We start from the raw sequence: 23,224 nt of genomic DNA on the forward strand, positions 1-23,224 counted from the left end.
GCGTACCCGCTGATGGTCGTGATGGTGATCTGCGAGGGGTGGTCGGGTGAACGGGATCGCGGTGGTGTGCCGGCGGGTGGTCCACATCTACCGGGTGGAGGGCAACGACGTGGTCGCGCTCTCCGGCGTCGACCTGGACATCGCGCCGGGCAGCACGGTCGCGCTGGTCGGGCCGTCCGGGTCCGGCAAGTCCACGTTGATCGCGCTGCTGGCCGGCCTGATGCGGCCGTCCGCCGGCCGGGTGCAGGTCGGGCTGGTCGACCTGGGCAAGGCGGCCGACGCGGAACTGGCCCGCATGCGCGGCACCGACATCGGCGTGGTGCTCCAGGGCGCCGCGCGCAACCTGCTGCCGCACGCCACGCTCGCCGCGAACATGTGGCTGGCCCAGCGGCGCGCGGCCAAGGTCCGGCCGGCCGACGTCGAGCCGGTCGAGCGGATCCTGGGCCTGGTCGGGCTGGGCGGGTTCGGGGAGGCCACGGTCGGCGAACTGCCGCCCGGCGCCCAGCAGCGCGCCGCGCTCGCGGTCGGCATGGCCGCCTCGCCCGGGCTGCTGCTGGTGGACGAGCCGACGTCCCGGCTGGACCGGTCCGCGCGGGACGAGGTGCTCGACGCGCTGGAGACCGTCAACCGCGAGCGCGGCACCACGATCGTGGTGGTCACCCACGACCCCGAGGTCGGCGCGCGGCTCGGCCGGGCGATCACCATCCGGGACGGCCGGGTCGGCGCGGAGGGCCGCGACGGGCAGGAATTCGCGGTGGTCGCGGGCGACGGGACGGTGCAGTTGCCGCCCGCGATGCTGGAGAGCTACCCGCCCGGCACGCTGCTCGCGGTGGAGAACGTGGAGGGGCAGGTGGTGATGGTGTCGGCCACCCGGCCCGCTGTAGGGGACGGCACACCGTGATCGGCGGTCGGTCGAGGCGGCGGCGCCTGTTCGCGTGCGAGACTAGACAACCATGAGCGACCCACGGATCACCTCGTCGATCTTCACCCGCGGCGCGGTCGACCTCGGTGCGCTGCGGAGCACCCCGCAGCCGACCGCCACGCCCGCGCCCGCGGCGCGTCCCGCCGCACCCACCGCACCCACCGCGGCCCCCGCCTCGCCGTCCGGCGCCGTCACCGTCATCGACGTGACCGACGCCGGTTTCCGCGCCGACGTGCTGGAGCGGTCCCTGACCACGCCGGTCATCCTCGACTTCTGGGCCGAGTGGTGCCAGCCCTGCAAGCAGCTCTCCCCGGTGCTCGAGCGGCTCGCCGAGGAGGGCGGCGGCTCCTGGGTGCTGGGCAAGGTCGACGTGGACGCCAACCCCGGCCTGGCCCAGGCGTTCCAGATCCAGAGCATCCCGATGGTCGCGGCCGTGGTCGGCGGCCAGCCGGTGCAGGGCTTCCAGGGCGCGCTGCCCGAGGCCCAGGTCCGGCAGTACATCGAGGCCGTGCTCAAGGCCGCGGGCGTGCAGTCCCCGCAGCACGAGGACCCGCGCCTGGCCGAGGCCGACGACGCGATGATGGACGGCGACCTCGACGCGGCCGAGGCGGCGTACAAGAAGATCCTCAACGAGTCCCCGGCCGACCAGGCCGCCGAGTCCGGGCTCGCCCAGGTCGCGCTGTTCCGCCGGGTGCAGGGCGTCGACCCGGGCGCCGTGCTCTCCGTCGCGGCCGGCGCGCCCGACGACGTCAAGGCGCAACTGCTCGCCGCGGACGTGGAGGTGCTCAGCGGCAACGCGGCCGAGGCGTACCAGCGGCTGATCAAGCTCATCCGCCGCGTCTTCGGCGACGATCGCGAGACGGTGCGCCGCCACCTGCTCTCGCTGTTCACCGTGGCCGGCCCGGACGATCCCGCCGTCGCCAGCGCCCGCCGCGCGCTGGCGAACGCGCTGTTCTGATCGGCCGCCGCCATGCGCCGGATCGCCGTCCTCGACGCACCCTCCAATCTCGGTCTGCGCCCGCCGACCGCGACGTCGGTGCCGGGCTGCGCCAAGGCGCCAGGCGCGCTGCGGGACGCGGGGCTGCTCCGCCGGCTCCGCGCCCGCGACGCCGGCTGTCTGACGCCGCCGCGGTACGACCCGGGTGACTGGCGGCCCGGCGACGGCGTCAGCCACGCCCCGGAGATCGCGGCGTACTCGGTGGCGCTCGCCGACCGGATCGGCGCCATCATCGACAACGGCGAGTTCCCGATCATCCTGGGCGGCGACTGCTCCGTGTCGATCGGCTCCGCGCTGGCCATGCGCCGCCTCGGCGAGTCCGTCGGCGGCCACGTCGGCCTGGTCTTCGTGGACGGCCACTCCGACTTCCGGCACCCCGGCAACGCGTCCTACGTGGGCGCCGCCGCCGGCGAGGGCCTGGCGCTGATCACCGGGCGCGGGCAGGCGGACCTGACCGCGCTGGAGGGCCGCCGGCCGTACTACCGGGACATCGACGTGGTCGTGGTCGGCATCCGCGCCAACGACGAGTACCGGCTGGACCTCCAGGCCGCCGGCATCGTCACCCGCCCGGTCCCCGCGCTGCGCGCCGAGGGCGCGCCCCGGTCGGCCCAGTGGGCGCTGGACCAGATCGCCGACTGCGCCGGCTTCTGGGTACACATCGACGTGGACGTGCTCGACCCCGCCGTGATGCCCGCGGTCGACGCGCCGGAACCGGGCGGCATCGCGTTCCCCGAGCTGGAGGCGCTGCTCGAACACCTCGTGGGTACGCCGCACTGCCTCGGCATGGAGATCACCGTCTTCGACCCGGACTACGACCCGGACGGCTCGTACGCCAGGGAGATCGTCGCCACCGTCGGCGCGGGAATCGAGGCGGCCGGCCGTCTCCTGGCCACGCCGCGACCGCGGAACGAGGGCTCACCGGAGCCGTCCGGCCCCGCGGAGGTGGTGGCCGCGGCGCCGGCGCCGGGAACGTACGAGGCGCTGGTGGCGCGGGGGGCCGGCGGGTTCCTGGGGGTGAGTGGAGGGCCGGCGGACGCCGCTGATCCGGCGCCCGAGGGTGATGAACCCGGGCCGGCCGGTGACGCGGTCCCCGGGGTGGTGCCCGCGCCGCGGCCGTCCGGCGAGGCCGGCGATCCGGCGTGGTCCGGTCCGCGGTCTCCCGGCGACGCCACGGCGCCGGGGCGGCCGGGTTCGCGGTCCGGTGAGGACGGTGGTCCGGGATCTCCTGGCGATCTCACGGTCGCGGGGCGGCTGGGCGCGCGGTCCGGTGAGGACGGTGGTCCGGGTTCTCTTGGCGACCCCACGGCCCTGGGGCGGCTCGGTTCACGGTCCGCTGAGGACGGTGGTCCGGGTTCTCTTGGCGACCCCACGGCCCTGGGGCGGCTCGGTCCACGGTCCGGTGAGGACGGTGGCCCGGCGTGGTCCGGACTGCGGTCGCCCGGCGACGCCACGGCGCCGGGGCGGCTGGGTTCACGGCCGTCCGGTGCCGACGAGGGGACGCGCGGCGCGTCGTCGTCGGCGAACGACGTCGACGCGGACGGGACGCGCGCCTCGGGCGTGCGCGCCTCGGGTGTGGCCGACGATGCGCCCGGCGCCGGTTTGATCCGGCGCGTGCGGCCGGACGCGGAGCCGTCGGCCGGGGACGCATGGCCGGCCGATGACGACGAGGCGCCGCCGCAACGCTCCGCCGGCCGCGGCGTGCCGGCGCAGCCCCGGCCGCCTGTGGCCGACGATGACGATCTCGCCGCGCCTCCGGTGCCGAACACGATAAGAGAAGCCCTGGCCCGCCGGGAGGCGCAGTCCCGGAAGACCACGCCCACCTCGATAGCCGAGGCCGCGGCGCTGGCCAAGGCCCGATTCGCGGCCGCCGCCGCCGCTGCCGCCGCGAAGCCCGACCCCGAGGACCCCGACCTCCCGCTCTCCGTCAGCGGCCCCGCCGGCGGCGTGATCCCGTCGCCGCTCACCATCGGCGGCCAGCACGTCGACGCCGGCCGCCGGGCCGGCCAGCGCCCCGCCAAGCCCGCGAAGCGCGCCGACACCCCCGCCCGCCGCAGCGGCTGGGACCTCGACGACCTGACCAGCCGCTCCGGCCTGCTCTCCCCTCGGCGTACCCCGGCCCCCGGCACCCCCGCCGACCCCGACGCCGGCCGCCCCGGCGGCCTGCGCCGCCCGGCCGCCGACGAGACACCCCCGGCCGAGCCCACCACCAGCATCAGCGTCACCAACCCCGACGTGGTACGCCCCGGCGGCCTCCGCCGCCGCCCCCCGAAGCAGACCGGCACCCCGCGCCGCCCCTCCACCCCCGGCACGACCGGCGACTCGGCCCCCGACCACGCCGACCCCGAGGATCCCGCGCCGGCACCCACCCCACCGAACGGCACCACTGCGTCCACCGAGCCCGGCACCACACCCGCGGACCCGCAGCCCTCGGCCGCCCCAGCGATGACGCCTCAGCCGGACTCGGCAGCCTCGTCCGGCACTCCACTTCACGACGGGTCCGATTCATCCGCCGAGAGCGACATATCCGGCAACGAGAGGGCCGGTCAATCTTCGTCGGAACCGGACGCATCCGGTGAAAGCGATTTGTCCGATCCTGAGACCGCTGCCGCTGCCGCTGCCGCTGCCGCTGCCGCCGAGGCCGATACTGACGCTGACGCCAAGGCGGATGCTGAGGTTGACGCTGACGCTGCCGCCGAGGCGGATGGTGACGCTGACGCCAAGGCGGATGCTGAGGTTGACGCTGACGCTGCCGCCGAGGCGGATGGTGACGCTGCCGCCGAGGCGGACGCTGATGCTGACGCCGCTGCCGCTGCCGCTGCCGCTGCCGCTGCCGCTGACGGGGACGCGGATGCCGAGGCTGATGCTGACGTTGCCCAGGCGGATGCTGGCGCGGATGCCGAGGCTGATGCTGACGTTGTTGTCCAGGCGGATGCTGACGCTGTTGCCGAGGCGGATGCTGACGTTGTTGTCCAGGCGGATGCTGACGTTGTTGCCCAGGCGGCTGCTGACGCTGACGCTGTTGCCGAGGCGATCGCTGAGGCTGACACAGTCGCCGAGGCGGGCGCCGACGCGGACGCCGAGGCGGATGCTGAGGCTGACGTCTTGCTTCAGCAGACACCGCGGTTCTCGTCTGAAGTGGACAGGGCGACGTCGCACGATGAGCGGAAAACGCACGAATCCAACGTGTCCGACGAAGGCGACATACCCGGTATCGATGATCGGGAGCTGGCCGACGTGACCGCCGATGTGTCGAAAGAAGGCAATTCTTCCGGCATGAAGGGCCTGGCGGGAAGCGACCACCGAGTCGGTGCTTCTGACGCCGGTGGTTCGGAGTCGGGTGATGGGGCGGATGCCGGTAATTCGGAGTCGGGGGATGCTGCGGATGCCGGCCCGGAGCCGGGTGACGCCGCGGATGGCGTGAGCAGTGCGGATGGCGAACCAGAGGGCATCGCGAGTCCTGCGGACCTTGCGGCACCGATAGGCCTCGGGACCGCGGTCGGCCCCGACAATCGGGAAGACGGCGCGGCCGGTGAGCCCGCCGGTCTCCTGGAATCCGCCGATGCGGCGTTGGTCGATACCGCCGGCCAGGCCGACGCCGACGCAGCCATCGACGAGTCCGGCGCGGACCTCACCGCTGATGAGGCCGAGCCTACCGGCCTCGATCCGGCCGAGGAGGGCGCAACGTCCGGTGTGGACGGTCCTGTCGACAGCGTCGATCCGGCCGATTCTCCCGACGCCGCCGGTCTCGTGGATGAGGTTGCGACCGGTTCCGTGGATGAGGCCGACATCAGTCCCGCGCACGCCGCCACCGAGTCGGTGGATCGGGCCGCCACAAGTCCCGCGGACGAGGCCTCGCCCGGTCTTCCGGACGCGATCGATCACGTGAACGAGGCCGCGACCGGCGGCAGCGAGGCCGAACCGGACGGCGAGCCGGACAACAACGATCCCGTATCCGCAGACAACGACGCCGAGCCGCCCGCCGGCGCCGACACTCCACCCCACCCGGACGCGGACCGACAGAACCAAGATCCGGCCGACGCCTGGCCGGACGGTGGCCCTGAGGCGGGCCGAGAGGACCGGGAGCCGGCCGACGGGCCGGACGGTGGCCTTGAAGCGGGCCGAGAGGACCGGGAGCCGGCCGACGCCCGGCCGGACGGTGGCCTTGAAGCGGGCCGAGAGGACCGGGAGCCGGCCGACGCCCGGCCGGACGGTGGCCTTGAAGCGGGCCGAGAGGACCGGGAGCCGGCCGACGCCCGGCCGGACGGTGGCCCTGAAGCGGGCCGAGAGGACCAAGATGCGGCCGACACCCGGCCGGACGGCGGCCCTGAAGCCGGGCGGCAAGACCAAGATTCGGCCGATACCCAGCGGCACCAGCTACCACACCAGCCCACGCCCGCCGAGGTGGATGGCCGGCCGCAAGCCGGTGAGCAGGCCGGGGCCACCACCGTCCTGGGCCGGCTGCGTCGCCTGATCGGCTCCTATCCCGCTCCGGTCGGGCCGCCGCCGTCCGCCGGCCCCGGCCGGCTCCGGCGGGCCGCACCGTCGGAGCCGGACGACCCCGACCGCTGACGGGCCGGGGAACGGGGGCGGCGCTACAGCGCCGAGTAGAAGGATTTCACCACCGGTACGGCCGCGCCCACGCCGGAGCCGCCGCCCTCGACGAACGCCGCCACGGCGATGTCCCCGCGCCACCCGACGAACCACCCGTGCGTCTTCTCCGGGTCGGCCGAGTCGTACTCCGCGGTGCCGGTCTTGCCGTACACCGGGTCGCCCTTCACCGACTTCAGGTCCGTGCCGGTGCCGTTCGTGACGACCTCGCGCATCATGGCCTTCAGCGCCGCCACCGACGTTTCCTTCAGTGGCGCGGCCGGCGCCGGCGAGCCGGCCGGCGCCGGGTCGACCACCAGTTTCGGCCCGATGAAGGAGCCCCGCGCCACGGCGGCCGTGGCCGCCGCCATCGCGAGCGGGCTCACCACCGTGGTGCCCTGCCCGAACGAGGCCGCGGCCAGCTCCGCGGCCGGCGTTCCGGTGGAGGGCTTGCCGGTGTACGCCTCCGCGCCCACGTCCCAGGTGCCGCCGATGCCGAGTTGCGCGCTCGCGCTGGCGAGGCCCGGGGCGCCCAGTTTCGACGACAGCGCCGCGAACGCGGTGTTGCAGGAGCGGGCGAAGTCGGTACGGAACGGCACGGTCCCCAGCTCCAGGTCGTAGGCGTTCTTGAACTCCCGGCCCTCCACCGTGTAGGTCTTCGGGCACGCCACCGGGCTGTCCAATCCGACCGCGTTGGCGTCGAGCAGCCCGAGCGCCGCGACCATCTTGTACGTGGACCCCGGCGGCACCTGGGCGGTGAAGGCCAGGTTCTCCGCCCCGCCGTTCGGCCCGTTCGCCGCCGCGACGATCGCGCCGTCGGAGATCCGGATGGCGACCAGCGCGGTCCGCTTCGTCTCCTTGCCGACCGCGTCGTCCGCGGCCGTCTGGATCTTCGGGTCCAGCGTGGTCTTGACCGGCGTGCCCGCGCCCGGTTCGGCGCGCCACACCTCGGTGAACGTCGGTTCCCCGGACGGCGTGGTCTGCGTGATCAGCACGGCCTCGCCGGGTGTGCCGCGCAGTTGCTTGTCGTACCGCTCCTGGAGCCCGCCGTGCCCGACCTGGTCGCCGATCTCGAACTGGCCGGGGTTGGCGTCCATGTCCTCCTTGGTGACGTCGCCGACCGTGCCGAGCAGCGCGCGGGCGAAGACGCGGGTGGGCGCCAGCATGCGTGTCTCCTGGCGGGTCACCAGCCCGGGCAGGTTTTCGACGTTGGCCCGGATCTTCTCGTAGTCGGTGTCCCGCAGCGTGGCCACGATCACCTCGCTGTCCGGTTCGGCGGCCTCGACCTCGGCCTTGAGCCCGCTGACGTCCACGCCGAACTGCTTCAGCTCCGCGCCGAAGGTGGCGACCGTCTCGTCCAGGTCGGTGGCGAGCTTCGGGTGCAGGCCGACCACAATGATCTTGCGGTCCGTGAAGATCGGCGCACCGGTGCCGTCCATGATCGCGGCGCGGGTGCCGGTGAGCCGCTGCACGCGCAGTTCCTCACCGTCCTTGAGCTGTGGGTGGACGACCGCCGGCTGCCAGATCACGCGCCACCCGTCGTCGCCGCGGGTGAGCCGTACCGGCGTCTGGTATTCCCACAGGTGGCCGCCCGGCAGCGTCCAGGAGACCTTCACGTCGCCGGTGGCCAGCGTGTCCTCCTCGGCCGGCTCGGGCGCGGACAGCTCCGGCGGCGTGTCCTTCAGCTCGCCGGAGAGCGTCTGGATGGCGGTGACCACCTCGGCGGGGGCCATGGTCTGCCCGGCGGCGGAGACCACCCCGACGCCGTCGAGGTTGCCGGCGCGCCAGCCGGCCAGGAACGCGTTGAGCGCGTCGGCGGCGCCGTTGGAGCCGGAGCAGGCGGTGAGCGAGGCCCCCGCCAGCAGCAGCATCGTGACGGCGGTCGCGCGGAGCCTGAGCATGGTTACCTTTCGACAGGCCGTGATCGATGGTCGAAACGGTAGCCGACGCGAGGACCCGAGTGGGGGACCCCGATCGGCGTACCGCCGGATGGGACGCGGCGTACGGCCGTACCCCCGAACGGGTTTGAAGGTTTTGACCAGCGGAAATCCTCACGTGGCCGAGGATGGGACGGTGCGGCCGGGCCCGACTGGCGGGACGACCGCACGGTCGCGCGGCGGATCTGCCGGACCGAGGGCCTAGGCTCGGGGTCGAGAACATGACCCACAGCGTGGTGGGGCGAGGGGAGCTGCACCGATGGACCGGCGCCAGGTGACCGGCGGGGACGACGACATCCAGGACGACGAGGTGGCCGTTCCGGTCCCCGGGTCCGAGGCGATCGAGTCGGGGGTGAGCGCCCGCGAGGTGGAGGACTCCGAGCTCGAGGAGCCCCTGCCGAACGCGGAACGGCTGGTCGCGCAGGCGGTCGCGCTGGCCGGTGAGGATCACGACGCCGCGAGCCTGGTGGACCGGTTCTGGCGCTTCGCCGCCGACGAGGAACTGGTCGGGTATACGCCGAAGTCGCTGCTCGACGCCGCGCTCAAGCACCGTGAGCTGGCCGCGCAACGGGTGCCGGGCGAGCTGAAGCTCACCATCGAGGAGCTGTCCGAGCAGGGCCGCACCGTGATCGGAGTGGTCACCGACGACATGCCGTTCCTGGTCGACTCCGTGACCGCGCTGCTGGAGGGCTACCACCTCGACATACATCTGCTGGCCCACCCGCTGCTGGTGGTGCGCCGCGAGCCGCTGGGCGCGCTGACCGAGGTCGCGGCCGAGGTGGAGCCGGACGAGGGCATCGACGGAGACCTCGTCGAGAGCTGGATGCGGATCGACATCGACCCGGTCCGCGACTCGGCCACCCGCGACCAGCTCTACCGCGAGTTGCAGCGGGTGCTCACGGACGTGCGCGACGCGGTGGAGGACTGGCCGCGGATGCGCCGCCGCGCGCTGGACATCGCGGCCGAGCTGACCGCGGTACGGGAAACGCCGGAGCGCCCGCCGGTGCCGGAGAAGGACCTGACCGACTCGATCGAGCTGCTGACCTGGCTGGCGGAGGAGCACTTCACGTTCCTCGGCTACCGGGAGTACGAGCTGGTCGACGGCGACGACGGGGACAAGGTGCTGCGCGCCACCATGGGCAGCGGGCTGGGCATCCTGCGCGGCGATCAGCAGACGCCGCGCGTGCTGTCCACGATGACCCCGGAGGCGTACGCGAAGGTGCTGGAGAAGCGCCTCCTGATCATCACGAAGGCGAACTCGCGGGCCACCGTGCACCGTTCCGCCTACCTGGACTACATCGGCATCAAGACGTTCGACGCGGCCGGCGAGGTGGTGGGGGAGCGGCGCTTCCTCGGGCTGCTGGCCACGGACGCGTACCGGACCAGCGTCACCGAGTTGCCGGTGGTCAAGCGCAAGGTCGCGGAGGTGGTGGAGCGCTCCGGCCTGTCGCCGCGCAGCCACTCCGGCAAGGACCTGATGGCGATCCTGGAGACGTACCCCCGGGACGAGCTGTTCCAGATCAAGGTGGACGACCTCTACCACGCGGTGATCGGCGTGCTGCGCATGGCCGGGCGCCGCCAGCTGCGCCTGTTCCTGCGCCGGGACGGCTACGGCCGGTTCATCTCCTGCCTGATCTACCTGCCCCGCGACCGGTTCACCACGGTCAACCGGCTGCGCATGCAGGAGATCCTGCTTCGCGAGCTGAACGGCGTGGGCGTCGACTACACCACCCGGGTCAGCGAGTCGATGCTGGCCCGCGTGCACTTCATCGTGCGCACCGACCCGGCGAACCCGCCCGGCGTGGTGAACGCGGACGCGCTGGCCGAGGAGCTGGCGTACGCGACCCGCCTCTGGGACGACGACTTCCGCCTGGTGCTGGACCGCAAGCTCGGCGACGGCCAGGCGAAGCGGCTCTACCAGCGGTACGTGGAGGCGCTGCCGGAGAGCTACAAGGACCAGTACAACCCGTACGAGGCCGTGCAGGACCTGGCCAAGCTGGAGCTGCTCGAAGAGGCCGGCCAGCTGGAGATGCACCTGTTCCCGCAGGACGACGAGGTCCGGTTCAAGGTCTTCCGGTACGGCGAGCCGATGGTCCTCTCCGACGTGCTGCCCGTGCTGCACTCGCTCGGCGTGCGCGTGCTGGACGAGCGCCCGTTCGAGATCTCGCTCGACCCCGCGTCCGTCTTCCTCTACGACTTCGGCCTGCGCCTGCCCGACTCGCACCGCGCGCTGCAGGAGGTCCGCCCGCACGTGGAGAACGCGTTCGCGGCCGCCTGGCGCGCGGAGGCGGAGGTGGACGGCCTCAACGAGCTGGTGCTCCGGGCCGGTCTCACCTGGCGGCAGGTGGTGGTGCTCCGGGCGTACGCGAAGTACCTGCGCCAGGCCGGCGCGGTCTACTCGCAGGAGTACATGGAGGCCACGTTCGTGCAGTACCCGGCGATCGCGGCCGCGCTGGTGCGGCTGTTCGAGACCCGGTTCTCGCCGTGGCTGCAACTCGGCGAGGCGGAGCGCACCCGGCGCGCGGACGCGATCGTCGCCGAGATCACCGAGCGGCTGGACGAGGTGAGCAGCCTCGACCAGGACCGGATCATGCGGTCCTTCCTGACCATGGTGCTGGCCACCCTGCGCACCAGCTTCTACCAGCGCGGCAAGGACAACCGGCCGAAGTCGTACGTGGCGTTCAAGCTGGACCCGCAGGCCATCCCGGACCTGCCCGCGCCGCGCCCGATGTACGAGATCTTCGTCTACTCGCCGCGCTTCGAGGGCGTGCACCTGCGCTTCGGCGCGGTCGCGCGCGGCGGCCTGCGCTGGTCGGACCGGCGCGAGGACTTCCGTACCGAGATCCTCGGCCTGGTCAAGGCGCAGATGGTGAAGAACGCGGTGATCGTGCCGGTCGGCGCGAAGGGCGGTTTCGTGCTGAAGCAGGCGCCGCCCTCGTCCGACCGCGACGCGTTCCTCGCCGAGGGCGTGGCCTGCTACCGGCAGTTCATCGCCGCGCTGCTGGACGTCACGGACAACATCTCCGGCGGTAAGATCGTCCCGCCGCGCGAGGTGGTCCGGCACGACGGCGACGACCCGTACCTGGTGGTCGCCGCGGACAAGGGCACGGCCACGTTCTCCGACATCGCGAACGAGATCTCGGTCGGCGCGGACTTCTGGCTCGGCGACGCGTTCGCGTCCGGCGGCTCGGCCGGCTACGACCACAAGAAGATGGGCATCACCGCGCGCGGCGCCTGGGAGTCGGTCAAGAAGCACTTCCGCGACCTGGGGCTGAACACGCAGACCGAGGACTTCACCGTGGTCGGCGTGGGCGACATGTCCGGCGACGTGTTCGGCAACGGCATGCTGCTCTCCGAGCACATCCGGCTGGTCGCCGCGTTCGACCACCGGCACATCTTCCTCGACCCGACGCCGGACGCGGCCACCTCGTTCGCGGAACGGCAGCGCATGTTCGCGCTGCCGCGCTCCTCGTGGGCCGACTACGACACGTCGCTGATCTCCCCGGGCGGCGGCGTGTTCCCGCGTACCGCCAAGTCCATCCCGGTCTCCGCGGAGGCCGCTGCCGCGCTGGGACTGAGCGGCCCGGCGAACCTGAGCCCGCCGGAACTGATGCGCGCGATCCTGCTCGCCCCGGTCGACCTGCTGTTCAACGGCGGCATCGGCACCTACGTCAAGGCCGAGTCCGAGTCGCACGGCGACGTCGGCGACAAGGCCAACGACGCGATCCGGGTCAACGGCGGCCAACTGCGGGTGCGCGTGGTCGGCGAGGGCGGCAACCTGGGCCTCACCCAGCGCGGCCGGATCGAGTTCGCGCTCAACGGCGGCAAGATCGGCACCGACTTCATCGACAACTCGGCCGGCGTCGACTGCTCCGACCACGAGGTCAACATCAAGATCCTGCTCGGCGGCGCGGTCGCGGACGGCGAACTGACCGTCTCCGACCGGGACGCGCTGCTGGCCGAGATGACCGACGAGGTCGCCGCGCTGGTGCTGCGCGACAACTACGAGCAGGCCGGCGCGCTCGGCACCGCGTGCGCGCAGTCCCAGTCGCTGCTGCCGGTGCACCGGCGCATGGTCACCGACCTGGTCGCGGCCGGCCACCTCAACCGTGAGCTGGAAGCGCTGCCCAGCGACGCCGAACTGGACGCGCGCGGCGGCGGCTTCACCGCGCCCGAGTTCGCGGTGCTGCTCGCGTACACCAAGATCGTCCTGGAGAAGGAGCTGGAGGACGACCCGATCGCGGACGAGCCGTGGACCGCGGACGTGCTCAGCCGCTACTTCCCGACCGCGCTGCGCGAGCGCTTCGCCGACCGCATGCCCGGCCACCGCCTGCGCCGCCAGATCGTCACCACCTCGCTGGTGAACGAGGTGGTCAACCGCGGCGGCACGTCGTTCGTCTACCGTGCCATGGACGAGTCCGGCGCGTCCGCCGCCGACGTGATCCGCGCCTACACCGTGGTCCGCGACGTCTTCGGCCTGCCCGACCTGTGGGCCGCGGTCGAGGCGCAGGACAACCGCATCCCCACCCACGCGCAGATCCTGGTCTACCTGGAGGGCCGCCGGCTGCTCGACCGCGCGGTCCGCTGGCTGGTCGGCAACCGGCGCTCCCCGCTGGACGTACCCGGCGAGACCGCCCGGCTCAGCGCCGGCATCGCCGCGCTGCTCCCGCGCCTGGAACGCCAGCTCCAGGGCGCCGAACTGGAGGCCTTCGAGGCGCGCGTCGCCGAGATGACCGCACAGTCAGTGCCGCGCGACCTCGCCGTCTGGGCCACCCGCCTGGTCTACAGCTTCGGCCTGCTCGACATCGTCGAGACCGCGTCCCTCACCGGCCGCGACGTCAACGAGGTCGCCGAGGTCTACTTCGTCATCTCCGAACGCCTCCGCGTCGACGCGCTGCTCTCCAAGGTCTCCGCGCTCCCGCGCAACGACCGCTGGCAGACCCTCGCCCGGATGGCGCTGCGCTACGACCTCTACGCGGCCCTGGCCGCGCTCACCGCCGAGGTCCTCCAGTCCTCCGACGACACCATCGCCGCCGAGGACCGCGTCGACGCCTGGGAACGCGCCAACGCCTCCGCCCTCACCCGCGCCCGCCGCTCCATGGCCGACTTCGACGACTCCGCCGGCGACCTGGCCGCCCTCTCGGTCCTGCTGCGCCAGATCCGTACCCTGGTCAAAACCTCAGCCGCGGGCTGACAAACCGCTTTCGAGGGTACGCGTTCCGCGCGCGTACCCTCGGGCGGCTCCACGGCCGGCCACCCCGGTTCACGTCTTCAGATCGAGCAGCCCCACGACCGCCAGGCCCAGCGTCGCCACGGCGGCGAACACGGCGCCGCCCGCGACCACCATCCCCCACAGCGCCTCCCGCGGCAGCACGACCCCGTCCGCGGCCAGTCCTCCGAACAGCATCACCGCGACAAGGCCGCAGACCACCGCGACGAGCAGCGCGATCACCACCCCGGCCGCCTTCACGCGGTCACCCACCCGGTCCGCGAATCCTCATCAACCGCCGAGCGCACGTTCCGATGGGAACAGCGACAACCGCGGTACGCGAAAACAGGACACTCGGATATCAAGGCTCACCCCCGGAAGCACCTCTGAGCGGAACGTCGCACACACGATGCCCGGAACAAAGCTTCCGGGAATTTCCGGTCGCCGCGCCGTTCGCTACTTTCACATGCTACGAGCGATCGAGACGGCGAGCGTCAACAGCGCGTTATTCGGAGCGATTTTCCGGCGGAGCGCTCCCACGAGCTCCGTGTCCGGTAGTGGGAATGTCGCCTCACCCTTTCCGCACCCGACGAATCCGGGTCGGCGCCGACCCGATGCCGTGTGACCGGATGCCGCACCGTGCGGTCCGCAGTCCCGACGCCGCGGCCCCCGAACGCGGGGCAGCCTGCCGAGCGGCCGAACCCGGCCCGTCCCCGGTGGGCCGCCTCGCGCGGCACCGGTCGCGCACGGCCGTGCCCGTGTCGTTCTTCGGGAGAAGGGCCGGCCGGCCGACGAGGAGATCGCTGAGACAATCGTCGCTTTCCTGTGGTGTTGGTCAGCCTCGCTTGCGTCGCCCGCGCGGTGCGGGAAAGCTGATTTCCTCCCACTCATCGGAGCGTCGGCAAGGAGCGCCACAATGCTGGACAAGCGCCTCTATCACCACCTGGTGGCGTGGCTCGGGCAGTGGCCTCCGCGACAGACGACCGCGGTCGTCGGCTCCGAGCGCCGCACGCTTCCCGGCTGGGACGGCAAGATCCATCCCTTTCTCGGCGTAGGATCGCCGTCGACCGGCACCGTACTGTCCGCGGCGGTTCCGCGGGTGGCGGCGCTACGGGCGATCGCCGACCTCCCGGTGCCGGATCTGCTGGCGAAGGTGCCGGATGCGGTCGGTGCGCCGGACCGCCAGGCGTTTCTCGGGGTGTTCCGGTGGACCACCGAACCGGCGCCGCTGCCGGACGCGGGCGAGTGGACACCGGTCACGGACCCGGTGGTGCCGGAGTGGTTGCGCGTCTTCGCCCCCGAGGTGCTGATCCATCGCGATCCGGACTCTGGTGCTTATCTGGCCGGGGTCGGGATCAAGCGGCATGACCGGCACGGCAACGAGATCTCCGTCGGTACGGAGCCGGCGGCGCGGGGCAAGGGGCTGGCCAGACGTCTGGTGGCACAGGCGGCCCGGCGGATCCTCGACGAGGGGGCCGTGCCGACGTACCTGCACGACGTCACGAACCTCGCGTCGTCGCGCGTCGCGGAGTCGGCCGGGTTCGCGGATCGCGGCTGGTCGTTCTACGGGTTGGAGGACTGAGCCGGAGGCCTTGAGGCGGCCCTGTCTCGTAGGTCGGGTGCGGCTTCAAGGTTTGCCTTCGGTTGGGTCTCTGGTTCTGGGGTGGGTCGGGGGTTTGCCTTCGGTGGGTCTCTGGTTCTGGGGTGGGTCGGGGGTTTGCCTTCGGTGGGTCTCTGGTTCTAGGGCAGGTCAAGGTCTGCCTTCGGTTGGGTCTCTGGCTTTGGGGCGGGTCAAGGTCTGCCTCCGGCGGATCTCTGGCTTCGGGGCATGGGCGTGCGTTGCCTGGTCACGGCGGGGTTCGTCGGCCCCGTTGTCTTTTCGTGGGTGGTATGGGTTGCGTGTCGTGTGCCTGGCTGCCCCGTCACCGTCTCCCGGGCGAAGCCGAGCAGATCATCGGCAGGGCCGCCAGCTTTGGTCTCGTCGGTTGTGGTGTCGTGGTGTGTGGCGGCCCTGCCGATGATCTGCACCCCAAGGGCAGGTCGACGGCGACGGGGCAGCCAGGCCGGCGCGGTCCGTGCTGGCGCACGAAACAAGCCCAGGCGCTGACGCGCCACCGTCCTCCTGCCGGCGCTGACGCGCCACCGTCCTCCTGCCGGCGCTGACGCGCCACCGTCCTCCTGCCGGCGCTGACGCGCCCGGCAATGCGGCGTCTGTCCCGGCGATGCGGCGTCTGTCCCGGCGATGCGGCGTCTGCCCCAGCAACGCGGCGTCCGTCCCGGCAATGCGGCGTCCGATTCCGTCGGCTAACCGGGCGCGCTGCGCCCGATATTTCGGCTTATCGCGGCATGTCACTAAAGGTGACGGCCGCTATGTATACGTGGTCAACGTTATGAGCCGCCCATTACGTTGACCACGTATACATAGTCAGTTGATCACCAAAGAAACCCGATCGATCGCCTGCCGACGGCAGGCAGGCCGCCCGACATATCCGACATGCTCGACGCGAAGGTTGGCCCCGGAGCCGGAATCGGTGCGACCGGATCGCCGGCCCCGCCACGGCCATCACACCGCGTCACCTTTGTGCGGGGGCGGTAGCGGCCACCGCACGCCCCGGCGGGCCGCCGGCCATCGGCGACCCATGCGCGCCACCCGAACTACGCCGGCGAGGCCACCCTCACCGGCGACCGGGCGGTCAGCGCATGACCTCGCCGAACCGCCACCCGAACCCGAACCGCCCGGCCGCCGCGTACGGGGACCGGGCGGGCGCGTACCGCCGGAGGAGAGGGTTGTCAGGGCTTGAGCAGTGCCGCTGCGGCCTTGGCCAGCGGCTGGGTCGCCCCGTGCGTACGGATGAACGCGCACGCCCCGGCCGGGCGCCAGGACGACGACGGCCACCCTAGCTCGACGATCACGGTCGGGTGGGAGGCGGCGAGTGACTCCGCGAGCGCCCGGCTCGCCGGGAAGCGGTGGAGGTGCCGGCCCACCAGGATGATCGGCCGTTCGCCGGCCCGGGCGGCCAGCGCCTCCGCCGTCACCTCCGACGCGGCGGCGTGCAGCAGGTCCGCGTGCGGGAGGTAGCCGCCGAGGCCCCACGGCACCCGGCCCTCCGCGATGTTCGACGCCGAGCCCAACTGGACCATCAGCGGCGCCGAGAGGTCCAGGCCGGAGACCGTGCCGTCGATGCGGACGGCGCGGCGCGCGACCGTGTCGGGCAGGGACGGGTCGACGGGGCCGGCGGCGACCGGCTGTGCGGTCCACGCGGCCAGCGCGGCGTTGCGGGAGGCGGCGTCGGCGAGGCGGTCGGGGGAGAGACGGCCGTCGCCGACGGCGGCGATGATCTCGGTGACGATCTCCTCGACCAGGTCGGCGTCGACGTCGGCGCCGATGCAGAGCAGGTCGGCGCCGGCGGAGAGTGCGCGGACGGCGGCGGGGGCGATGCCGCCGGCGGCGACGGCGGCGCCCTTCATCTCCAGCGCGTCGGTGATCACGGCACCGGTGAAGCCGAACTCGTCGCGCAGCAGATCGCGCAGGACGGCGGGGCTGAACGTGGCGGGGTCGTCGCCGGTCAGCACCGGCACCCGGATGTGCGCGGTCATCACGGTCCGCGCGCCCGCGCCGATCGCGGCCTCGAACGGCGGCAGCTCACGCGAACGGAGTACCTCGAGCGGCACGTCCACGGTGGGCAGCTCGGTGTGCGAGTCCGCGACCGTGTCGCCGTGGCCGGGGAAGTGCTTGGCGCAGGCGGCGACGCGCGCCTCCTGGAGGCCGGCGACGGCGGCGGCGGTGTGCGCGGACACCAGCGCCGGGTCCGCGCCGAACGAGCGGGTACCGATCACCGGGTTGTCGTCCGCGGAGTTCACGTCCACGGTGGGGGCCAGGTTGACGTTGATGCCGAGCGCGGCCAGGTCCAGGCCGATCGCCCGGTAGATGGCGCGGGTGGCCTCGACGTCACCGGCGGCCCCGAGCGCGGCGTTCCCCGGGTACGGGCTGCCGGTCGCGTGCGCCAGCCGGGTGACGTCGCCGCCCTCCTCGTCGATCGCGAGCAGCACGGACGGGCGAATCTCGCGCAGCGACGCGGTCAGCGCGGCCAGCTGCTCGGGCGTCTCCACGTTGTAGCCGAAGAGCGTGAACCCGGCGAGTCCCTCGGCGGTGAGGTCACGGGCCCATTCCGGCGCGACCGGGCCCCGGAACGCCGCCAGCAGCGTCCCCAGCGCCAGGCGCCGCAGACCGGGATCGATGGTGGTCATGAATTCCCCCCATTGCCAGCCGGCGACAGCGGCTTCCTGACCGTACGTGGGACCAGGGTGTCAGGGTGTCACAGCTACGCTACGGCTTATCTCAGTCAAGGCTTGCCACAGTAATTGGAAAGTTTCCTAAATACTAGGGGGACGCATGGCCGTCACGCCGAGACCCGGCACTCCGCGGCTGCTCCGCGCCTTGAACGACCGCGCCGCCCTGGAGCTCCTGCTGGCCCGCGGCCCGCTCACCCGCGCGCAGCTCGGCGAGATGACCGGTCTCAGCAAGGTCACCGCGTCCCAGCTGGTGGAACGCCTGGAGGGGCGCGGGCTGGTCACCCGGGTCGGCGAGCAGGCCGGCGGCCGTGGGCCCAACGCGCAGCTCTACGCGGTCACGCCGGGCAGCGCGCACGTGGTCGGCGTCGACTTCGGCCCGGACCGGGTGGTCGCCGCGTGCGCGGACATCACCGGCGCCGTGATCGGCCGCGTCGAACTGTCCACCAAGGACACCGACGACCCGGTCGGCGTGGTGCACACCGCGGTCGTCCGCGCCGCGACCAGCGCGCACGCGGAGATGGCCACGGTGCGCCGGGTGGTGCTCGGCACGCCCGGCCTGGTCGAGCCGGACACCGGCGACATCCGCTTCGCCTGGGACCTGCCGCGCTGGCGGCACGGCCTGCGCGACGCGCTCGGCGAGGACCTGCACACGCCGATCGCGTTCGCCAACGACGTGAACCTGGCCGCGATCGCGGAGGCGCACGTCGGCGCGGCCCGCGGCGTCGACGACTTCCTGCTGCTCTGGGCCGGCCGCGGCGTCGGCCTCGCGGTGGTCCTCGGCGGGCGCCTGCACCAGGGCTCGACCGGCGCGGCGGGCGAGATCGGCTACCTTCCCGTGCCCGGCGCGCCGATCCCGCGGGACACCGGCAAGCGCGGCGCGAAGGGCGCGTTCCAGCTGCTCGCGGGCGCCGAGGCGGTCCGCGGGATCGGCCGCGAGCACGGCTTCCGCGGCGGTTCCGCCGCCGAGGTGGTCCGCGCCGCCGTGGCCGCCGGCACCAAGGGCGGCCCGTTCCTGGACGAGCTGGCCGCCCGGCTCGCGCTCGGCGTGTCCAGCGCCGCCGTGGTGCTCGACCCGCCGATGGTGGTGCTGGCCGGCGAGGTCGGCCAGGCCGGCGGCAGCGCACTCGCCGAACGCGTGCAGCACGAGGTCGCCGCCACCACACTGGTCGCCCCGAAGGTGGTGGTCACCGAGGTCACCGAGGAGCCGGTCCTCCAGGGCGCGCTCCGCACCGCGCTGGACGCGGTCCGCGACGAGGTCTTCGGCAGCACCGTGTGAAAAACCCGAAAACCTTTGTTCTTCCCGCTTCCGGCGTGGTCGCGGTCCGCATGCTCCCGCGGGCACCGGTCGGCCGCGGGCGGCCTCCCTGCCGGTCCCGCGGTGGCACCACGGGACCGCCGGCCGGGTGATTCCCAACCGGTTCCGCGTCGCACCGCGCGGGCCCGGCGGGTGGATTCCCGACCGGTTCCGCATCGGCACCGCGGGGGCCTGGCGGGTGGATTCCCGACCGGTTCCGCATCGGCACCGCGGGCACCGGCCGGCGGCATGGGCGCAGCGTTCATTCCGCGCAGGGGCAGGCGGTCCGGGCTCGCTGCCGTGGCACCGCGCCGGCTTGCTGCCGGTGGCACCGCGCCGGCTCGCTGCCGTGGCACCGCGTTCAGGTGAGGGGCGGGGGCCGCCAGTCGGCGTAGCGGGCCATCGAGCGCAGGGCCAGTCCCGGCGGGGTCAGCCGCATGACGGCGTTGCGGGCGGCCACCGCGAGCGGATTGTCCAGTTGCTGGCCGAACCGCCCGATCGCGCGCGACGCCCTGGCGACCCGCTGGCTGCGCGGCCGGCGCTGACGGTCGTACTCGGCGAGCCCGTCCGGCCGGCCGGCGACGGCGGCCAGCACGACCGCGTCCTCCAGCGCCTGGTTCGCGCCCTGGCCGAGGTTGGGCGTCATCGGGTGCGCGGCGTCGCCGACCAGCGCGACCCGCCCCTTCACGTAGCTGCCGAGCGGCTCGTCCAGACACGCCAGATCGTCCCGCAGCACCGTGCCGGTCGCCGCGAGCAGATCCGGGATCGGCGCGTGCCAGCCGCCGAACCGGGCGCGCACCCGTGCGGCCTCGTCCCCGGCCGGCTCGCCCGGCGCCGCGTTGACCGCGCCGTACCAGTAGACGCGGCCGTCGATCAGCGGCACCATGCCGAACTCCGCGCCCCGGTCCCAGCTGATGGCCACGTCCAGGTCACCGTCCCAGACCGGCGTGATCCCGCGCCACGCGGTCACGCCCACGTGCACCGGCTCGGCCGCCTCCGGCCACAGCAGCCGGCGTACCGTGCTGCGGATCCCGTCCGCGCCGACGACCAGGTCCGCCTCGATCCGCCCCGGCCCGTCCGCGGCCTGCCAGGTGACCTCGCCGTTTTCGGTCAGCGACCGCACCTCCGCGCCGGTCCGGACCGCGCCCTCCGGCAGCGCGCCGAGCAGCAGTTCGTGCAGCGCGGCACGATGGATGCCGAGCGCCAGCGTGCCCAACCGGCGCTCCAGGTCGCCGGCCCCGATCCGCGCCAGCCATCGTCCGTCCGCCCGCCGCGTGCCGCCGGACACGTCCACCCGGGCCCGGTCCCGCAGGCCACCGCCGAGCCCCAGTGCCTCCAGGCACCGCGCCCCGTTCGCCTGCACCACCAGCCCCGCACCCACCGGCCGGAACGCGGCGACCCGCTCCAGCACCGTCACCCGCCAGCCCGTCCGCCACAGCCCGGCCGCCGCGCTCAGCCCCGCGATCCCACCGCCGATCACCACCGCGTTTCCCGCCATGACCCGCCCCCTAGGCCAGGTTGCTCGACCGCGGGTAGGCGTCGGCCGGGTCGGTGAGCACGTTGACCAGGTACGGCACGCCGGACTCGAACGCGCGGGTGAGGGCCGGGCCCAGGTCGCCCGCCTTGGCCACGGTCTCGCCCGCGCCGCCGAGCGCGCGCACCACCTCGTCGTAGCGGAGCTCGGGCTGGAGGTCGGCGGCCACGTCGTACCCGTACATCGCGTGCATGGGGTGTTTCTCCAGGCCCCAGATGCCGTTGTTGCCGACCACGATCACCATTGGCAGCCGCTGCCGGACCAGGGACTCCACGTCCATCAGGGAGAACCCGGCCGCGCCGTCGCCCATCAGCACGCAGATCTGCCGGTCGGGGTACGTCACCCGCGCGCCCATCGCGTAGCCCGTGCCGGTGCCGAGGCACCCGTACGGCCCGGGGTCCAGCCAGGTGCCCGGCCGCGCCGGCTCCAGGTAGCGGCCCGCGTACGACACGAAGTCCCCGCCGTCGCCGATCGTGATCGCGTCCGGCTCCAGCACCCGCCGCAGCTCGCCGTAGACCCGGGCCGGCTTGATCGGGTCGGTCTCCGCCGCCATCTCCGCCGCGTGCTTCGCGGCCGCCGCGTCCTCCTCGTCGCGCAACCCGCTCACCCAGTCCTGGTGCGAGGTGCGAGGCCCGGCGTGCGCCGCGAACGCGGTCAGGATCGCGCGCAGGTCACCCGCGGGTGACGCGGCCGGCGTGACGTGCGTGGCCCGCTGCGACGGCGCGTCCACCACGTGCACCACGGCCGCGGCGCCGAAGTCACCGAACCCGAGCCGGAAGTCCAGCGGCGTGCCGATCACCGCGACCACGTCCGCGCCCTTGAGCGCGGCCCGCCGCGCCTTGGCGAACGCCAGCCGGTGACCGGGCGGCAGTGCGCCGCGGCCCATCCCGTTCGTGAACACCGGCACGTCCAGCGCCTCGGCCGCGGCCCGCAGCGCGTCGACCGCGTCGCCGGCCCAGACGTCCGACCCCGCGATGATCACCGGCCGGTCCGCGGCGGCCAGCAGCGCGGCGGCCCGGGACGCCTCCTCCGGGTCGTGCTCGACGGCCGGGACCGCGGCGGCCTCGAACGACGCGGACGCCACCGAGAAGACCACCTCCAGCGGCAGGTCCAGGAAGACCGGGCCGCGGTGCGGCGTGAGCGCGGCCCGCAGCGCGGACCCGATCGCGGCCGGGATCTCCGGCGCGGACGCCACGGTGCCGGCGTGCTTGGTCACCGGCGCCACGATCGGCACGTGGTCGATCTCCTGCAGCGACCCGGACCCCCAGCGGAACGCCGGCGCCCGGCCGCCCAGCACCAGCACCGGTGACGCGTTGAAGAACGCACTGGTCAGCCCGGACACGCCGTTGGTGACGCCGGGCCCGGCCGTGAGCACCGCCAGGCCCGGCGCCCGGCGCAGCTTCGCCACCGCCTCCGCGGCGAACACCGCGGACTGCTCGTGCCGCACGTCGTAGATCGGGAACCCGGCCCGGTGCGCGGCGTCGTAGAGCGGGAACACGTGCCCGCCGGAGAGCGTGAACATCTCCGTGACGCCGTACGCCCGCACCGCCGCCAGCGCCAGCTCGCCGCCGTGGCCCTCGATCTCCGTCATGTGACGCACGTTACCCCGAAGTAACGTCGCTCAGGAACCGGTGAAGCCGGGTTTCTCCTTCGCGATGAACGCGGCCATCCCGATCTTCTGGTCCTCCGTGGCGAACAGCGACGCGAAGAGCTGACTCTCCCAGGCCAGGCCGGATGCCAGGTCCATCTCCAGCCCGCCGTCGATCGCCGCCTTGGCCGCGCGCAGCGCCATCGCCGGGCCGTTCCGGTACGCCGACACCAGCTCCACCGCCGCGATGTAGACGGAGTCGGCCGGCACCACGCGGTCGGCCAGCCCGATCCGCAGCGCCTCCTCCGCGCCCACCATCCGGCCGGAGAAGATCAGCTCCTTGGCGCGGGCCGGGCCGATCAGCCGGGCCAGCCGCTGGGTGCCGCCCGCGCCCGGGATGACGCCCAGCTTGATCTCCGGCTGGCCGAGCCGCGCGTCGTCCGCGACCACCCGCCAGTCGCAGGCCAGCGCCAGCTCGCAGCCGCCGCCCAGCGCGTACCCGGTGATCGCGGCGACCACCGGCTTCGGGATGCGCGCCACCGCGTCGAACGCGCTGGACAGCGCGCCGGCCCGCGCGCTCATCCCGGCGTAGTCCATGCCGGCCATCTCCTTGATGTCCGCGCCGGCCGCGAAGACCGTCTCGCCGCCGTAGACGACCACCGCGCGCACCGCGTCGTCCGTGGCCGCGGCCGTGGCGGCGGCCCGCAGTTCCTCCTGCACCTGGCTGTTCAGCGCGTTCATCGGGGGCCGGTCCAGCCTTATCGTCCCGATGCCGTCCGCGACCTCGAGCCGCACGAACTCGCCCATGAGACAGTCCTCCCGTCGGGTAGGGATCAGACTACGGACAGAAACATCGGGTACAC

Annotated in this window: 11 protein-coding genes and 1 pseudogene; 6 read left to right on the forward strand and 6 right to left on the reverse strand. The window is 73.3% G+C overall.

Features of this window, described 5'->3' with window-relative positions; all coding sequences use genetic code 11:
- Positions 1-46: 46 nt before the first annotated feature.
- The 3 genes and pseudogenes from J2S41_RS39515 to J2S41_RS39525 form a co-directional block, all read left to right on the forward strand.
- Positions 47-901, forward strand: a complete 855-nt coding sequence (locus J2S41_RS39515) for an ABC transporter ATP-binding protein (protein WP_310376112.1) — start codon at positions 47-49, stop codon at positions 899-901.
- 52 nt (positions 902-953) lie between these two features.
- Positions 954-1,880 carry a tetratricopeptide repeat protein gene (locus tag J2S41_RS39520; protein ID WP_310376114.1) on the forward strand — a complete coding sequence of 309 codons (927 nt, stop codon included), beginning with the start codon at positions 954-956 and terminating at the stop codon, positions 1,878-1,880.
- 12 nt (positions 1,881-1,892) lie between these two features.
- Positions 1,893-2,849 (forward strand): annotated as a pseudogene (locus tag J2S41_RS39525) (arginase family protein); the annotation flags it as partial.
- A gap of 3,662 nt (positions 2,850-6,511) precedes the next feature.
- Here the strand turns inward: J2S41_RS39525 and J2S41_RS39530 are convergent.
- Positions 6,512-8,407, reverse strand: coding sequence for a penicillin-binding transpeptidase domain-containing protein (locus tag J2S41_RS39530; RefSeq protein WP_310376116.1), 1,896 nt, complete (start codon positions 8,405-8,407; stop codon positions 6,512-6,514).
- 295 nt (positions 8,408-8,702) lie between these two features.
- Here J2S41_RS39530 and J2S41_RS39535 point away from each other — a divergent pair, with 295 nt between their 5' ends.
- Positions 8,703-13,637 (forward strand): NAD-glutamate dehydrogenase, encoded by a 4,935-nt coding sequence (locus J2S41_RS39535; RefSeq protein ID WP_310376118.1) that lies wholly within the window; start codon positions 8,703-8,705, stop codon positions 13,635-13,637.
- A gap of 69 nt (positions 13,638-13,706) precedes the next feature.
- Here the strand turns inward: J2S41_RS39535 and J2S41_RS39540 are convergent, their stop codons facing one another.
- Entirely contained in the window at positions 13,707-13,925 is a 219-nt protein-coding gene (locus J2S41_RS39540) for a hypothetical protein (protein ID WP_310376120.1), read from the reverse strand.
- 643 nt (positions 13,926-14,568) lie between these two features.
- Between J2S41_RS39540 and J2S41_RS39545 the strand changes: the two genes are divergently transcribed.
- The gene (locus tag J2S41_RS39545; protein ID WP_310376121.1) at positions 14,569-15,234 is read left to right on the forward strand and encodes a GNAT family N-acetyltransferase; all 666 of its coding nucleotides are present in this window, start codon (positions 14,569-14,571) and stop codon (positions 15,232-15,234) included.
- A gap of 1,208 nt (positions 15,235-16,442) precedes the next feature.
- On the opposite strand, the gene J2S41_RS39550 is transcribed toward J2S41_RS39545, so the two are convergent.
- Positions 16,443-17,900, reverse strand: coding sequence for a glycoside hydrolase family 3 protein (locus J2S41_RS39550; RefSeq protein ID WP_310376123.1), 1,458 nt, complete (start codon positions 17,898-17,900; stop codon positions 16,443-16,445).
- A 145-nt stretch (positions 17,901-18,045) separates the two neighbouring features.
- On the opposite strand from J2S41_RS39550, the gene J2S41_RS39555 reads away from it, so the two are divergent.
- A complete protein-coding gene (locus J2S41_RS39555; RefSeq protein ID WP_310376125.1) occupies positions 18,046-19,221 on the forward strand; it encodes an ROK family transcriptional regulator in 1,176 nt (391 codons plus the stop codon).
- A gap of 379 nt (positions 19,222-19,600) precedes the next feature.
- Here J2S41_RS39555 and J2S41_RS39560 read toward each other — a convergent pair whose 3' ends face one another.
- The 3 genes from J2S41_RS39560 to J2S41_RS39570 are packed head-to-tail and all read right to left on the reverse strand — an operon-like array spanning position 19,601 to position 23,168.
- Positions 19,601-20,737 carry an FAD-dependent monooxygenase gene (locus J2S41_RS39560; RefSeq protein ID WP_310376127.1) on the reverse strand — a complete coding sequence of 379 codons (1,137 nt, stop codon included), beginning with the start codon at positions 20,735-20,737 and terminating at the stop codon, positions 19,601-19,603.
- A gap of 10 nt (positions 20,738-20,747) precedes the next feature.
- The gene (locus J2S41_RS39565; protein WP_310376129.1) at positions 20,748-22,364 is read right to left on the reverse strand and encodes an acetolactate synthase; all 1,617 of its coding nucleotides are present in this window, start codon (positions 22,362-22,364) and stop codon (positions 20,748-20,750) included.
- Between the two features lie 30 nt (positions 22,365-22,394).
- Complete coding sequence (locus J2S41_RS39570; protein ID WP_310376131.1) at positions 22,395-23,168, reverse strand: enoyl-CoA hydratase/isomerase family protein; 774 nt, start codon at positions 23,166-23,168, stop codon at positions 22,395-22,397.
- Positions 23,169-23,224 lie beyond the last annotated feature (56 nt).

Origin of the sequence: Catenuloplanes atrovinosus, from assembly GCF_031458235.1 — a bacterium.
GTDB lineage: Bacteria > Actinomycetota > Actinomycetes > Mycobacteriales > Micromonosporaceae > Catenuloplanes > Catenuloplanes atrovinosus.